Origin of the sequence: Prevotella marseillensis (assembly GCF_900625065.1) — a bacterium.
GTDB lineage: Bacteria > Bacteroidota > Bacteroidia > Bacteroidales > Bacteroidaceae > Prevotella > Prevotella rara.
The window spans coordinates 1,434,067-1,450,183 of the sequence record NZ_UYXY01000001.1 but is presented as its reverse complement, the minus strand read 5'-3'; the positions used below and the strand labels follow the sequence as shown (position 1 = coordinate 1,450,183).

The 16,117-nt window shown below is 38.5% G+C and carries 9 protein-coding genes and 1 pseudogene; 3 read left to right on the top strand and 7 right to left on the bottom strand.

Going from position 1 to position 16,117, the window contains the following annotated elements:
* Window positions 1–179: 179 nt before the first annotated feature.
* From EJL04_RS06100 to EJL04_RS06090, 3 genes are read right to left on the bottom strand one after another with little or no spacing between them, the layout of a single operon-like run.
* Window positions 180–1,277 carry a GDP-L-fucose synthase family protein gene (locus tag EJL04_RS06100; protein WP_021854599.1) on the bottom strand — a complete coding sequence of 366 codons (1,098 nt, stop codon included), beginning with the start codon at window positions 1,275–1,277 and terminating at the stop codon, window positions 180–182.
* Between the two features lie 2 nt (window positions 1,278–1,279).
* Window positions 1,280–2,365, bottom strand: coding sequence for a GDP-mannose 4,6-dehydratase (gene gmd / locus EJL04_RS06095; protein WP_021854598.1), 1,086 nt, complete (start codon window positions 2,363–2,365; stop codon window positions 1,280–1,282).
* Window positions 2,366–2,386: 21 nt separating this feature from the next.
* The gene (locus EJL04_RS06090) at window positions 2,387–3,457 is read right to left on the bottom strand and encodes a mannose-1-phosphate guanylyltransferase (RefSeq protein WP_053398108.1); all 1,071 of its coding nucleotides are present in this window, start codon (window positions 3,455–3,457) and stop codon (window positions 2,387–2,389) included.
* Between the two features lie 438 nt (window positions 3,458–3,895).
* Between EJL04_RS06090 and fucI the strand changes: the two genes are divergently transcribed.
* The 3 genes and pseudogenes from fucI to EJL04_RS06075 all read left to right on the top strand — a co-directional run bounded on the left by fucI (window position 3,896) and on the right by EJL04_RS06075 (window position 9,347).
* Window positions 3,896–5,671, top strand: a complete 1,776-nt coding sequence (gene fucI / locus EJL04_RS06085; protein ID WP_125104391.1) for an L-fucose isomerase — start codon at window positions 3,896–3,898, stop codon at window positions 5,669–5,671.
* A 579-nt stretch (window positions 5,672–6,250) separates the two neighbouring features.
* Complete coding sequence (gene fabD, locus EJL04_RS06080; protein ID WP_125104390.1) at window positions 6,251–7,138, top strand: ACP S-malonyltransferase; 888 nt, start codon at window positions 6,251–6,253, stop codon at window positions 7,136–7,138.
* 9 nt (window positions 7,139–7,147) lie between these two features.
* A pseudogene (locus EJL04_RS06075) lies at window positions 7,148–9,347 on the top strand (alpha-amylase family glycosyl hydrolase).
* A 66-nt stretch (window positions 9,348–9,413) separates the two neighbouring features.
* On the opposite strand, the gene EJL04_RS06065 reads toward EJL04_RS06075, so the two are convergent.
* The 4 genes from EJL04_RS06065 to EJL04_RS06050 form a co-directional block, all read right to left on the bottom strand.
* Entirely contained in the window at window positions 9,414–10,988 is a 1,575-nt protein-coding gene (locus tag EJL04_RS06065) for an Rne/Rng family ribonuclease (RefSeq protein WP_053398124.1), read from the bottom strand.
* Window positions 10,989–11,241: 253 nt separating this feature from the next.
* On the bottom strand, window positions 11,242–11,523 hold the full coding sequence (locus tag EJL04_RS06060; protein WP_021854589.1) for an HU family DNA-binding protein: 282 nt from the start codon (window positions 11,521–11,523) through the stop codon (window positions 11,242–11,244).
* Between the two features lie 404 nt (window positions 11,524–11,927).
* Window positions 11,928–14,342 (bottom strand): ferrous iron transport protein B, encoded by a 2,415-nt coding sequence (feoB, locus tag EJL04_RS06055; protein ID WP_125104389.1) that lies wholly within the window; start codon window positions 14,340–14,342, stop codon window positions 11,928–11,930.
* 277 nt (window positions 14,343–14,619) lie between these two features.
* The gene (locus EJL04_RS06050; RefSeq protein ID WP_125104388.1) at window positions 14,620–15,849 is read right to left on the bottom strand and encodes a DUF4861 domain-containing protein; all 1,230 of its coding nucleotides are present in this window, start codon (window positions 15,847–15,849) and stop codon (window positions 14,620–14,622) included.
* Window positions 15,850–16,117: the final 268 nt, after the last annotated feature.

The window sequence follows — 16,117 nt, the reverse complement described above, 5'->3', positions numbered from 1 at the left end:
TTTGGCGTATTTAATGTCATTGCAGATAAGTTCATTTGTCTAAAATGACGACAGCCGCAAAGAAAAATCCATATCAACATTCAGTGCTGATATGGATTTTTATTTTGTTTCTACCTATTGTCTTGCCAATCTATATTGGTAAACTTATTCCTTATAAGGAAATATGGCTATTTATAAATTCAGTTTTTATGATTGATGCAAATTCCTAGTTTGTACCATTCGTAAAGCTTGTGGATGCCCTCATCTATCTCTATTTTATGATGCCATCCAAGATTGTGCAGTTTTGTAACATCTGTAAGCTTTCTTGGGGTTCCGTCTGGTTTTGTCGCATCCCATAATAGTTGTCCTTTAAAGCCAATTTCATGCATTACTTTTTCTGCAACATCACGTATGCTTATTTCTTTGCCTGTGCCGACATTAATGTGACAGTTTCTGATTTCTTTATCATTAGGCGAGTATGTGTCTTTGAAATCTACGTTTAATAAAACATAAACGCTTGCGTCTGCCATTTCTTCACTCCAGAGAAATTCTCTCATTGGACTTCCTGTGCCCCATAATGTTACGGCCTGTGGCGTTATTCCGAATTTATCAAGAATATTTAGTATTTCCTCATTCGTGTTTTGTCCACATACTCCTTCAACAGGTCTTAAGTTTAAGTCTTTACGAACTGCTTCCCAATTGTTTTCGTTAAGACATTTTGCCAAATAAATTTTACGTAACATAGCAGGCAGAACATGACTATTTTCAAGATGGAAGTTGTCGTTTGGACCATAAAGGTTTGTCGGCATTACTGCAATGTAATTGCATCCATATTGCAGACTGAAACTTTCACACATTTTTAAACCCGCAATCTTTGCTATTGCATATGGCTCGTTTGTGTATTCAAGTTCAGATGTCAGCAGGGCATTTTCCTTCATGGGCTGTTGTGCCATTTTTGGGTAAATGCACGTACTTCCTAAGAACAACAATTTTTTAACATTGTGCTTGAAACTTTCGCCAATGACATTTTGTTGTATTTGAAGATTTTGATAGATGAAGTCTGCCCTGTAATTAAGGTTGGCCATGATGCCTCCAACATGTGCTGCTGCTAACACAACAGCTTCAGGACGTTCTTCGTCAAAAAATCTTTTAACAGCAACGGGGTCAAGTAAGTCTAGTTCCTTATGTGTGCGTCCAACCAGATTGTTATACCCCCTTTGCTTAAGATTATTCCAAATTGCAGACCCCACTAGTCCGTGGTGGCCTGCAACGAATATTTTTGTATTTTTATCTAACATCTTTATTCTGCCATTTGTGCTTTGATATATAGTTTTTTCACAAACTTCATATCGTGTTGTACCATTATTCTTATTAATTCATGGAATGATGTTTTTGTTGGATTCCATCCGAGAATCTTTTTTGCCTTTGCCGGATTTCCTAATAGTTGGTCTACCTCACACGGGCGGAAGTATTTTGGGTCAACTTCAACTATTGTCTTGCCAGTCTTGGTGTCAATACCTTTTTCGTTGACACCTTCACCTTCCCAACGGAGTTCTATGCCTGCTTCTTTGAATGCTAATGTACAGAATTCTCTTACAGTGTGCATTTCTCCTGTAGCAATGACAAAGTCGTCCGGCTCTGGTTGCTGTAGAATGAGCCACATACATTCAACGTAGTCGCGTGCATATCCCCAGTCTCGTTGTGCATCAAGATTACCGAGATACAATTTGTCCTGGAATCCTTGAGCAATACGGCAGGCTGCAAGAGTTATTTTTCTTGTAACGAAGTTTTCTCCTCTGCGTTCACTTTCATGGTTGAAAAGAATACCATTGCAACAATACATATTATAGCTTTCGCGGTAGTTTTTCATAATCCAGAAACCATAGAGTTTGGCTACAGAATACGGAGATCGGGGGTAGAATGGGGTTGTTTCAGTTTGCGGCACTTCCTGAACTTTTCCATAAAGTTCAGATGTAGAAGCCTGATATATTCGGCATGTCTTGTCTAGTCCGCAAATGCGTACTGCCTCAAGCAGTCTTAATACGCCTACAGCATCTGTATCTGCTGTATATTCTGGGACATCGAAAGAAACTTTAACATGACTTTGTGCCGCTAGATTATATATTTCGGTAGGTTTGATTTCTGCAATTATACGTATTAATGATGACGAGTCGGTCATATCAGCCCAATGCAGGTTTACAAGTCTTGATTTCTTCATGTCTCTCACCCATTCATCAAGGTATAGATGTTCAATACGTCCGGTATTGAATGAAGACGAACGGCGGAGCAGTCCATGAACTTCGTATCCTTTTTCAATTAGAAATTCGGCAAGGAAAGAACCGTCCTGACCGGTTATACCGGTAATTAATGCAATCTTTTTTTCCATTTTAATCTTTTGTGTCTTTAATTATTTATTGTCGCTTGAAAATTGTTTTATACGCTGTTCTTCAGACAACTTGCAAATTAAAAGCTTGTTTCCGTCGTCTGCAACAATGTATCCGTCTAGTCCTTGAATAACTACTTTCTTTTTGTCTAGAGTATGTACGATGCAGTTGTGGGTATCAAAAAGCGAGACATTTTCTCCAATTACTCCATTGCCGTAAAGATCTTTTTTTGTTTGAACAAGCAATGAACCCCATGTGCCGAGATCGCTCCAGCCAAAATCAGCGGGACATACGAATATTTCCTCGGCTTTTTCCATAATTGCATAGTCAACCGATATGTTTTCGCACTCAGGGAATCTTAAGTCGATTTCTTCCTGCTCTTTAGGAGTGCCATATACAGGCTGCAGGCTTTCGAAAATTTTGCTTATTGCAGGCTGATAAATGCGGAATGCATTTACGATAGTGTTGACGCTCCAAATGAATATTCCTGCATTCCAGAAATAACTTTTGTTTTGGATATATTTTTTTGCTGTTTCTAAGTCTGGCTTTTCTCGGAAAGAATCAACTCTGAATATTTCTTTATTCCGTGGAGAGCATGACGACAGGTCTGCCTGAATATATCCATAACCTGTTTCCGGGCGCGTAGGCTTCATTCCAAGAGTTATTATCGCATCTGTTTCACTAGTGAATTTGAGGCATTGAGATATGACTCTTTTAAACTCTTCGCAATTTGTAACTATATGGTCGCTTGGTGTGACAACAATATTGGCATTACGGTCTTTGGATTTTATTCTCCAACTCACGTATGCTATACATGGAGCAGTGTTGCGTCTGCATGGCTCACATAAAATGTTGGTAACCGGAATTTCCGGTAGTTGTTCTAAAACTAAGTCTTTATAGCTGCGGTTTGTTACAACCCATACATTTTCAGGAGAACATATTCCCTTGAATCTGTCGAATGTTAGTTGTAGCAGGGAGCGTCCTACTCCTAATACATCTATAAACTGTTTGGGTTTTTCTGTTGTACTCATTGGCCAAAAACGGCTGCCAACCCCGCCAGCCATTATGACTAAGTGATTATTATTATAAGCCATAAATTAAATAATGTAAAAATTATAACTAAGGCAAAAGTACTAAAAAATTAGATACAAAAGAAGGTTTTTGAAAAAAAACACTATTTGACATACGAATAATGTCTTTGCTGCCATAATTCTAAACTGGCGCTTATTTTGAAGACAAGTCTTTTACTGATATACTTTAAAACGTCGTATGTTGTTTATTTTCTGTATTTTATGTTATTTTGATATTTCTTTTGTTTAAGTAGATAGATGTGCCTGTTGTTAATAAATGTTATTGCTATTAAGGTTTATTTGTGTTTTATGTGTACTAATTCTAAGTTGGTTTATCAAAAAACAATGATTGGTTATTGTCGTATTTCTTATCTTTGTCGCCAAACAAGCACTTAATAAAGATAATATTTTTATTTTAGGTGAAGTTCTTTTGCTTATTTTAATAACAAAACCTGATATATAATGAAAAACTATCCAAAAATCGGAATTCGTCCAATTATTGATGGCCGTCAAGGCGGAATAAGAGAAAGTCTTGAGGAAAAGACCATGAATTTGGCAAAAGCTGTAGCAGAACTTATCTCTAATAACTTAAAAAACGGAGACGGTACTCCTGTCGAATGCGTCATTGCAGACGGTACGATAGGTCGCGTAGCTGAGGCAGCACGATGTGCAGAGAAGTTTGAAAATAATGGTGTGGGGGCCACAATTTCCGTTACATCATGCTGGTGTTATGGATCAGAAACAATGGATATGCATCCTTATTGGCCGAAAGCCGTATGGGGATTCAACGGTACGGAGCGTCCGGGAGCTGTTTATCTTGCTGCAGTACTTGCTGCTCATGCCCAGAAGGGACTTCCTGCATTTGGTATTTATGGACATGATGTGCAGGACTTGGATGATAATACAATACCAGCTGACGTGGCTGAGAAGATATTGCGCTGGGCGCGCGCCGCTCAGGCTGTAGCAACCATGCGCGGCAAGTCTTATCTGTCTATCGGAAATGTTGCTATGGGTATTGCTGGAAGTATTGCCAACGCTGATTTCATGCAGGAATATCTTGGTATACGTGCAGAACAAGTGGATATGACTGAAATTCTGCGTCGTATGGACGAAGGCATCTATGATAAGGATGAATACAAGAAGGCCATTGAATGGGTTAAGAAATATTGTGTTCCAAATGAGGGTGAAGACATTGGAAATAGAGATGTCAAGAAAAAGAACCGTGAGGAAAAGGATGCCGACTGGGAGTTTGTCACAAAGATGACAATGATATTCAGAGACTTGATGACTGGCAACGAGAAGCTGCTAGAGGCCGGATTTAAGGAAGAGGCATTGGGCCATAATGCTATAGCCGGAGGTTTCCAGGGACAAAGACAATGGACAGACTATAAGCCTAATGGTGATTTCTCTGAGGCAATGCTAAATACGTCGTTCGACTGGAATGGTATACGCGAGCCTTACGTGTTTGCAACAGAAAATGACACATGCAATGGTCTGACAATGCTGTTAGAGCATTTGCTGACAAACCGCAGCGCTATATTCTCTGATGTCAGGACATATTGGAGTCCAGAGGCTGTTAAGCGTGTTACGGGTAAAGAACTTAGCGGACGAGCTTCTGGAGGAATTATACATCTTATAAATTCTGGCGCCACAACTTTGGACGGAACAGGCCAGTGTTGTGATGCAGACGGAAATCCTGTGATGAAACATCATTGGGAACTTACAGACAAAGAGGTTGAAGCATGCCTTTCTGCTACTACTTGGTATCCGGCAAACCGTGATTATTTCCGTGGTGGAGGTTTCTCTTCTAACTTCTTGTCAAAAGGTGGCATGCCTGTAACTATGGCACGTCTTAACCTTGTAAAGGGACTCGGACCGGTGCTTCAACTTGCCGAAGGATGGACGGTAGACATCGATCCGGAAATACATAAGATAATAGACAAGCGTACAGACCCGACTTGGCCAACTACATGGTTCGTGCCGCGTCTTTGTGACAAACCTGCCTTCAAGGATGTTTATTCTGTTATGAATAACTGGGGTGCAAACCATGGAGCCATCATTTATGGTCATATAGGTGCAGACCTTATTACTCTTGCGTCTATGCTCCGTATACCAGTTTGTATGCATAATGTTGATGACGACAAAGTGTTCCGTCCTGCAACATGGAATGCTTTCGGCATGGATAAGGAAGGAGCCGATTTCAGGGCATGTGCCAACTTCGGACCTCTTTATAAATAATTTTTTATAGGTTGAGAAAGTATCATTAGAGGGAGCGGGAACGGACTTTGTACGTTTCCGCTCTTTTTCATGTTGGTTTCTGCATTTTATGAATTTTATGGCCGTTATATCTTATTGGTTGCCGGAACGTCATGCATGTGCAATTGATTTTGTCCGTGTATATACATATTGTAGCTACCATGCTGTTTTCAAATCTGTACGTTGTATGCGTTTTATCTTATATGTGGCCTTTCGCGGTGTAAAATGCCGTCTTTCTGCCTTCAATTTGCTACCTTTTGCCGTATGAAACATGCCCTTTTGTAACTGCTTGAATATCAATGTTATATATGTCCGGATGAAATCCATTGATTTGATAACGGTAATCCAATGAATTTTCGTTCATAAATCAGTGAATTAGCGTTGTAAAATCATAATGTTTTGTTTGTCACTATTTTAATATAACTCATATTTCAGTTATGATGTAAGCTAAAGTCATTATAAATCGCTGATTGTCAGATTTATGACATGTCATCATTTGCATGTGTGCAGAAAATGTGTTAACTTTGCACCGCAAATTACAAATAGTAAATATTTAAAAATATGAAAGCATTTGTTTTTCCCGGACAGGGAGCACAGTTTGTAGGTATGGGCAAAAACCTGTACGAGAGTAATCCATTGGCAAAAGAACTTTTTGACAAGGCTAATGACATTCTCGGTTATAAGATAACAGACATCATGTTCAACGGAACAGATGAAGAACTTAAGCAGACAAAGGTAACTCAGCCTGCAGTATTCCTTCATAGTGTAATCAGTGCATTGTGCATGGGTGATGCTTTTGTTCCGTCAATGGTTGCCGGTCACTCTCTCGGAGAGTTCTCTGCTCTCGTTGCTGCCGGTGCATTGAGCTTTGAGGATGGACTTAAGCTTGTCTACGCTCGTGCAATGGCAATGCAGAAGGCCTGTGATGCTGCTCCTTCTACAATGGCTGCAATAATAGGTCTTCCTGATGAAAAGGTAGAGGAAATTTGTGCCGAAGTAAACAAGGAGGGACATGTATGTGTTCCTGCAAACTTTAACTGTCCTGGACAGCTCGTTATAAGTGGTAACATTGAAGCTATAAATGAAGCTTGTGAGAAGCTTAAGGCCGCAGGAGCTAAGCGTGCTCTTCCGCTGAAGGTCGGAGGCGCTTTCCATTCTCCTCTTATGCAGCCGGCTAAAGACGAACTTCAGGCAGCTATTGAGGCAACAGAATTCAGCGAGCCTAAATGTCCTGTATATCAGAATGTTGACGCTAAGCCTCATACTGATGCTGCTGAGATAAAGAACAATCTTATTGCACAGCTTACAAGTTCTGTAAAGTGGACTCAGTGTGTTCAGAACATGATTGCTGATGGTGCAGACGACTTTACTGAGTGCGGACCCGGCAAGGCTTTGCAGGGAATGATTGCCCGTATCGACAAAAATGTTTCAGCTCATGGCATTGCATAAACAGCAATGATGAAACATCATAAGATACTTATATATCAAATCTTTACGCGCCTTTTCGGCAACCGTTCATATAATTGCGTTGAAAATGGAACTCTTGCCGAAAATGGCTGCGGAAAGATGAGTTTTTTTGACGATTCGGTATTAAGACGTATAAAAAAACTCGGTGTAACACATGTCTGGTATACAGGTGTTATACGTCATGCTTCTAAAACAGACTATTCTGCATTTGGCATCCCGTGCCAGCATCCTGCTGTAGTTAAGGGTAGGGCAGGATCACCATATGCCATTGTCGACTATTATGACATCGACCCGGATTTGGCTGATGATGTTGACAGGCGTATGGAAGAATTTGAGGCTTTGCTGCAGCGCAGCCATAAGGCCGGGCTTAAGGTTATTATCGATTTTGTGCCAAATCATGTTGCACGCCAATATAAATCGGTAAAGAAGCCTGACGGGGTGAAGGACTTTGGTGAGACAGATGATGTTAACAAAGGGTTTTATCCTGATAATAATTTCTATTATTGCCCTAATGAGAGCTTCGCTCCATATTTTGATTTAAAAGGTGAAGCAGATGATTCATATAGTGAATATCCTGCCAAGGCTACCGGAAATGACCATTTCGATAATCATCCTGGTATTAATGACTGGTATGAAACCGTTAAATTAAACTACGGTATTGATTATTGTGATGCAGGTGGCCGTTCTTATCATTTCGCTCCTGTGCCAGATACATGGCATAAAATGAGAGATATACTCTCGTTTTGGGCAGCTAAAGGTGTTGACGGCTTCCGTTGTGATATGGCTGAGATGGTGCCTTCCGAATTCTGGTATTGGTGTATTGGTAAGATAAAGACAGATTATTCTGATATAGTGTTTATTGGCGAGGTATATAATCCATCACTTTACAGGAGCTATTTGGGGAGCGGTTTCGACTATCTTTATGACAAAGTCGGCATGTATGATTGCCTTTGCAGAGTCATCCGCGGAGAAAGTGCTGCTTCAGACATAACTTACCAGTGGCAGGCTGTTGACGATATAAAGGAGCATATGCTTTATTTCCTTGAGAATCATGACGAACTGCGCTTGGCCAGTGATTTCCTTTCTGGTAATGCATACAAGGCTTTGCCGGCTGTTGTTGTAAGTGCCTTGCTCTACAACAATCCGTTTATGTTATATGCCGGTCAGGAGTTTGGCGAACGTGGTATGGACAAGGAGGGATTTAGCGGTTTGGATGGACGCACTACGATATTCGATTATTGGACGGTTGCGTCTCTTTACAATGGATATGTGAACAGACGTAAGCTTACATCAGATGAAAAACGTCTGGAAAAGGCTTATTCAGCCATTCTTAATATAGCCAAGAAGGAAAAGGCTGTGAGTGAAGGCATGTTTTTTGATTTGATGTATGTGAATCCTAAAAGTGACATCTTTGATTCTCATCGTCAGTATGCTTTTCTTAGAAAGGCAGATAATGAGGTGTTGCTTGTTGTGGTTAATTTCTCCGATTCAGATGTTACATGTGGCGTAAATATACCCAGGCATGCATTTGATTATATGCAGATGGCAGAGAAATCTGTCAACGCAACTGATTTGCTCACAGGCGACACTGTTATGCTGCCACTTAAGGCAGATTCTGCAGTGGAATTAAATATTCCTGCATACGGAGCTCGGATATATAAATTTTTAGTATAGAAATCTTTATATCATACATCTTTCTAACAGTTCATAAATTAATGCCATGGCAGAAGATTATATTTTGAATGCGCACAATAAGGAAGAATTTCCACCTGCACATACTGCAGAACATCTTCTCAATCAGACAATGATACGAATGTTTGGTTGTGAGCGGTCAACTAATGCTCATATTGAGCGCAAAAAAAGTAAGATAAGTTATGTTCTTGACCATAAGCCTTCCCGTCATGAGGAACGTGATATTGAGAGGAAGATGAATGAGCTTATTGACGAGGACTTGCCTGTAAGTTTCGAGTTTGTCAATCGTGATAATGTGCCTGAGGGAGTGTCGCTTGACAGACTGCCGGAAGATGCGTCTGAAACATTGCGTTTAGTCCGTATTGGCGATTATGATGTATGCCCGTGTATCGGTAAGCATGTGCGTTCTACGTCTCAAATTGGCCGATTTGAAATTCTAGGAACTAATTGGGATGAAGAGAAACATACTTTCCGTATAAGATTTAAAATTGTGCAATAAATAATCTTTAGGATTTTGTAAGTCTTAGATATAAAAAAGATGTGCCCAAATATGGACACATCTTTTTTATTTTGTTTCAATTTCCTCCTGCATGTCAATAAAGTGCTTCTTGCTGTCATAAAATTCGTATTGCAAGAAGGCCATTTTCTGAGAAGGAATTACATGTACGCCCATGCCATATTTCATCTGCCATTTGCGTTTAAGGCTTATTATGCCTTGATTGATATATGCTGCTACATAGGGATGTACATGCAGATAGAATTTCTTAATTCCAATCTTATTGACTAGTCTGTCAATTTTTCTCTCAAGCTGGTCAACAAAAAGTATGCTGGATTTTATCGTTCCTTTGCCAAAACAAGTAGGGCAGGTTTCTTCCACATTAACATCCATTGCAGGACGGACTCTTTGGCGTGTTATTTGCATAAGTCCGAATTTACTTAGTGGTAAGATATTGTGTCGTGCACGATCTTTTTGCATATTCTTGCACATTCGTTCATAGAGCAGTTGCCTGTCTTCGGCTAGGTTCATGTCTATGAAGTCTACAACAATAATACCTCCCATATCTCTTAAGCGCAATTGTCGTGCAAGTTCGTCTGCTGCGCCAAGATTAACATCAAGTGCATTGGCTTCCTGGCCATTTGCGGAGCGTGTTCTGTTTCCGCTATTAACGTCTACAACATGCAGGGCTTCTGTGTGTTCTATAATTAGATATGCACCATGCTTGTAGTTTACAATTTTGCCAAAGCTCGATTTTATCTGTTTGGTGATGTTAAAATTGTCAAAGATCGGGACATTACCAGAGTACATCTTTACTATATTTGCCTTGTCCGGGGCAATTAGGGTTACGTAATGTTTTACTTCTTTGTAGACCTCTTCATCGTTTATATATATATTTTCGTATGACGGATTAAACAGGTCGCGTAACAATGCAACGACACGACTAGTTTCCTCATATATTAGTTGAGGTCTTTTTTCTGTCTTTTGTACTTTAGTAATGGTTTCCTCCCAACGCTTTAAGAGAATCTTCAGTTCGGTGTCAAGTTCTGCAACTCTTTTGCCTTCGGCAACAGTACGTACAATAACGCCAAAATTTTTAGGCCTTATACTGTTGATTAGCTGTTTGAGTCGTGCTCGTTCCTCACCACTTTTAATTTTTGAAGAAACAGAAACTTTATCATTAAATGGTATCAGAACCAAATAACGTCCTGCAAAACTTAACTCACCAGTCAGTCTGGGACCTTTTGTTGATATTGGCTCTTTAACAATCTGTACCATCACCTCTTGTCCGACACGCAACGTATTCTGTATGCTTCCGTCTTTTTTCAAATCAGGAAGATGAGTCGCTTTTGACAAGGGGAAAAGTTTCTTTCTGTCGCTTTTTACTTGTTTTAAATACTTTTCGTATGAGTCAAATTGGCTTCCTAAGTCAAGATAATGGAGAAAAGCATCACGTTCGAAACCAACATCTACAAAACAGGCATTAAGCCCCGGCATCAGTTTTTTGACTTTTGCCATATAGATGTTGCCAACTGAGAAAGACGCTGAGCGCTGCTCAGTCTGATACTCTACTAGATTTTTATCTTCCAGCAGGGCAATCGAAATCTCTTTCTGTTGGACGTCAATTACAACTTCGCTGGTCATTTCTGGTTTTCTGAACTTAGTTTTGTCAAAAAAGAGGGCATGTCCACCGGTCGTTATAGGCTGTGATGACATGCCCTTTAATTTCTGAATTTACAGACTTATCGAAGCAATTTACTTGCTCTTATGTCTGTTCTTTCTTAATCTTTTTTTACGCTTGTGTGTAGCCATCTTGTGGCCCTTTTTCTTCTTACCGCTTGGCATAGCTTATAAATTTAAATGGTTTATATAATATTGTTAAATTAAAAATCCGCACTTATTCGCCTTTCATTTTGCTTACAAAGCTCTTAGCGGGCTTAAAGCTTGGAAAATCGTGAGCTTTAATAACTATTGTGGTATTCTTTGATATGTTACGTGCCGTTTTCTCGGCTCTATGCTTAACGATGAAACTGCCGAAACCGCGCAGGTATACATTTTCTTTCTTTTCAAGTAAGCTTGTTTTTATAACTTCCATGAAAGCTTCAACTGTTGCAGAAACATCTTTTTTCGCAATACCTGTTGATTCTACAATTTCCTCAATTATATCTGCCTTAGTCATTTTTATATGAATTTACTATTTATCGGTTCTTAACTTTTCATTTGGGCGTGCAAATATAATAGTTTTTGTTGTGAAACGGAAATTTATTTTGCTTTTTTTGCGATTTTGGAGCCTTAAATATGCTCTAAATCACTAACTTACATAATTTTGTCATTAATTATGTGTCGCAATTTATGAGAATATTATTTTTATTGTAAGTTATTAAAAAGTGATTTTACGTTTCCGCATAATATATGGTTATTATTATATTTTATTGGTTTTTAATTGTTCTGTTTTTCATTATTTTTACTTTTTGAATTATTCAATTTGCTTTTATGTCTGATTGGCATAAAACAGAACCGCCTTAACATTTAATCAGATGTTAAGGCGGTTGGTCTGTTTATACTTTTCCCCTTATTTGGTTTCTATAAAATCAGGCTGCCTATTTGGTAACAGCATGCAGAAACGCACCATGCCAGAAATGTTGTATAAACCATTGTAAATATTGGCCACTTCCAACTACCGGTCTCGCTTTTTATTGCTGCAATTGTTGCTATACAAGGGAAATAAATCAATACAAATAGCAAATACGAAAAGGCAATGAGCGGAGTTATTCCGTCCGCCTGCATCTTTTTATTCAGAATTTGATATTTTTCAGATTCATTGGATACATTATCGTCATCGGCATAAAGTACACCCATTGTTGATGCTATGATTTCTTTTGCGCCAACTCCTGCTACAAGACTAACGTCAAGTTTCCAGTCGAAGCCTTGTGCCCTGAATATAGGTTCAATTGATTTTCCGATGACTCCAATATAGCTTTGTTCTTTTTGCTCTTGATTGCTTAATTGTTCATTATGAGGGAAATAACCTAAGGCCCATACTATTAGACTTGCAACGAGAATTATTCCTCCCATTTTTTTTAGGTACTGCTTGCCTTTTTCCCAAGTATGGCGTAGTATGGCTTTTGCTGTTGGAAATCTGTATGGAGGCAGTTCCATGACGAATGGAGTGTCGTCTCCTTTAATAAGCCATTTGCTGAATATGCGGCTCATTAACACAGCCATAGCTATGCCGATGACATAAAGGGATATCATGATGAGCGACTGATATTTTACAGCAAAGAATGTACCTATAATCATTATGTAGATAGGTAGGCGTGCGCTGCAGCTCATAAGCGGCAATACCAATATCGTAATTAGTCGGCTGCGTCTGTTTTCGATAGTTCGTGTTGCCATTACGGCTGGTACGTTGCATCCAAATCCCATGATAAGCGGAATGAACGATTTACCGTGTAGTCCCATCTTGTGCATTACTTTATCCATGATGAAAGCAGCTCGGGCCATGTAGCCAGAGTCTTCCATGAATGAAATTATAAAGTATAAGATCAATATTTGAGGAAGAAATACGATTACGGCTCCAACACCTGCTATTGCCCCGTCAATGACCATGGCTTTAAGTGGGCCGTCCGGCATTATAGATCTCATGAATTCACTTATGAGATTTACACCACTTTCAATCCAGTCCATAGGGTATTGGCCTAACGTGAACGTAATTTCAAACATTAGGTACAAGAATATGAAAAATAGTGGGAAACCAATGTATTTGTTTGTTATTATGGCGTCAAGGACATGAGTAAGCTGATATGTGTCTGTTTTGTTTCCTTCTTCACAACCAGCTTCTTTCATGGCTCCATGTATGATGCCATATTTTGCATTCATTATGGCTGTTTCGCTGTCTTCTCTGGTTTCTTTGAGAATTAGTTCAGCTGCGTTGTCCCGAATTTTTATGATATCTTCTCCGTTTGGAAGATCTTTTACCTGAGTTTCTATTTTTGAATCTTTCTCAAGTAATTTTATTGCCAGGAAACGTGTTGAATATTTGTAACGGATTTGTTCGTTTTTTTGTATTTCCTTTTTTACATCGTCAATTGCTTGTTCTATGTATTTCCCATGATTTAAATGGATGTGTCTGAGATTGTTCTTTCCCGGTTCGGTAACACCTTCATATACATTTATGACAGTTTTGAAGAGTTCGTCAATGCCGCGTCCGGTTTTAAATACTGTAGGGACAAATGGCATTCCGAATAATTCACCGAGTTTATCATAATCGAGTTTGTCACCTCTAGATTCAAATTCGTCGAACATGTTTAATGCTCCGACAATTTTGAGATTCATGTCAACCAGTTGTGTCGTAAGGTAGAGGTTTCTTTCAATGTTGCTTGCATCAATAACATTAATAATGACATCAGGAGTATTGTCGATTATTTGTTTACGTACATATAATTCTTCGGGGCTATATGCTGAAAGTGAGTATGTGCCAGGCAAATCTACCAGATTGAAGCGATATCCATTGTATTCAGCGTGTCCTTCTTTGGCGTCTACTGTAACACCAGAGTAATTGCCGACTCTTTCGTGTGCGCCAGATGCAAAATTGAATAATGATGTCTTTCCGCAATTGGGATTACCTACCAAAGCAACGTTTATTGTATGACTTTTTTCCAATGCAACTTTGTGGAGCATTTCATCTGTGAGCAGATAGTCTTCATCTGCTGTTTGAGATATGTTTGTCATTCCCAACTTCTTCGCCTCTTCTTCTTCTAGCTGCGGGGCGTTGTCGGCCGGTATGATCTCAATCATTGCGGCTTCTGTATGCCGTAATGAGATTTCATACCCCATTATTTGATATTTCACGGGGTCCTGAAGTGGAGCGTTAAGCAGTACTTTGACGATTTTTCCTCTGATGAATCCCATTTCAACAATGCGTTTGCGAAATCCACCATGTCCCATTACCTTAACAATAACACCTCTTTCTCCTGTCTTTAGTTCTGATAATCTCATCTTTTTGCCATTTTAATAAGTAATGCAAAAGTAACAAAAAATAATGATTTCGTATTTATATTTTAGTAAAATACCTATTAATGATGATAAGTTAGTTAATGTGTTGCCTATATTTTTATTTTTGGCTATAGATTATCATTATGCAATGGTAATATTTTGCTTTTCTTGAAGCCTAAGGAGAGTCTGATGTCGTTTTGGTGAAAATGTTTTGCAGGAAAAGGAATGTGAAATAATTGTCGCACATCCTTTTCCTGCAAAATTGTTTATAATTAATTTCTTATTGTTTAGAAATGATAATCGGGTTTTCTTGTTCCTTTTTCCATTCTTTTAAATAGTCAAACCATTTTTCTGCATTGTGAAAACCGAACTTTTCATTGTCACTGCAGAATGTGATTTTATAGTTTATCTCATTAGTTTTTGAACTAATTACGAAAGCATAGTTGTCTTTATTGGCGGCTTCTTCGCTGATAATGTATTCTTGTGGTATGTAAATTCCCAAGCCTACAGTTTCGCGCTTATGTCCTGCGCTGTCTTTTTCAGATACAGGCCAATCTGTTCCCCAACATCCACGTAAACCTTGTTTGTCTGAAAATTCCTTTGAATTTTTTACGTTTATTATACCTGTAGAGAATTTATACTTATCTACGTTTTTATTGAATGTAGCTTTGACATAGCATTCTCTTCTTCCAGCATAAAGAATGTAAAGAGTGGTCATATCTATTGGTTCCTGACCAGGTTGCGGACGCCATGCAACATCCTTAACTTCAACAATTGTACGTAATGGGCCGCGTGAAATGATGCGTTGGCTTCTTTTGTCAACATCAGTAAGCATTGTTGGCTTACTTCCGTCCCAGCCTCTAAGTGTGCCTAAGCCTAACGTTGAACCTACCCATAATACATCATCTCCGAAACCTGCTTTTTTCTGATTTTTGTCAGGATAGAATTGTGTTTGTTTTAATTCCAGACCTTTGTTGTATTTTCCGTAGATGTCAACAGTTTGTCTATGGTCGAAATATATTCTGTATGCGACCATGTCGTTCTCAAAAGCAGCTCCGTGGTGATGTAAGGACCAATAAGGATTCACGTCTCTATCTACAGTTAGATGAGAAATATATAAGTTCTGTTTATTGCTTTCTTTTATTTTTTTATTACTCAAAAGCATTTCTACATAAACTTCCGATGGATATTCCTTGGGCAGTCCTTCATTGGACAATGTGATATTTATTTTTTTTGAAGATTTTTTTTCAATATCAGTAATGAAACAGAGTTCATCCATTATGCCATCCTGGTTAATGTCGTCAAGCTGACATGGTATTTCTTTACCTTCACATTTTACTGTTGCTGATCTTACAATGTCTGTGTTATAGTCCTTCAGGTTGAGCACTATTGGCTCATTGAGCTTTGATGTTTTGGAATTGTTTGTAACTGTAATTGTGATGTCTTTCTGGGAAAATCCAGGAATACTGAGCAGCAGAGTTATTACGCCTGTTAATATTTTTTTGTTCATAGCAATTAATTTTTATTCAATGCAAAGATACGTCTAAATAATTTAAATGCAAAATTGAAATTGGCTTATAACAAATATTGTTGTATTATATGTATAAAAACAAAGTTGATTTATGCTTTTGTTAATGTTAGTTGTTTATTAATAAATGTGGAATATAAATTCATTATTGTTGACTGATTTTTATAAAATTAAAGTTAAATTGCCGTTTTTTAGAGTTTAATTTAATTTTTTTAGCTAATATGTTTGGGGATAATTAGTTTTTTACTAA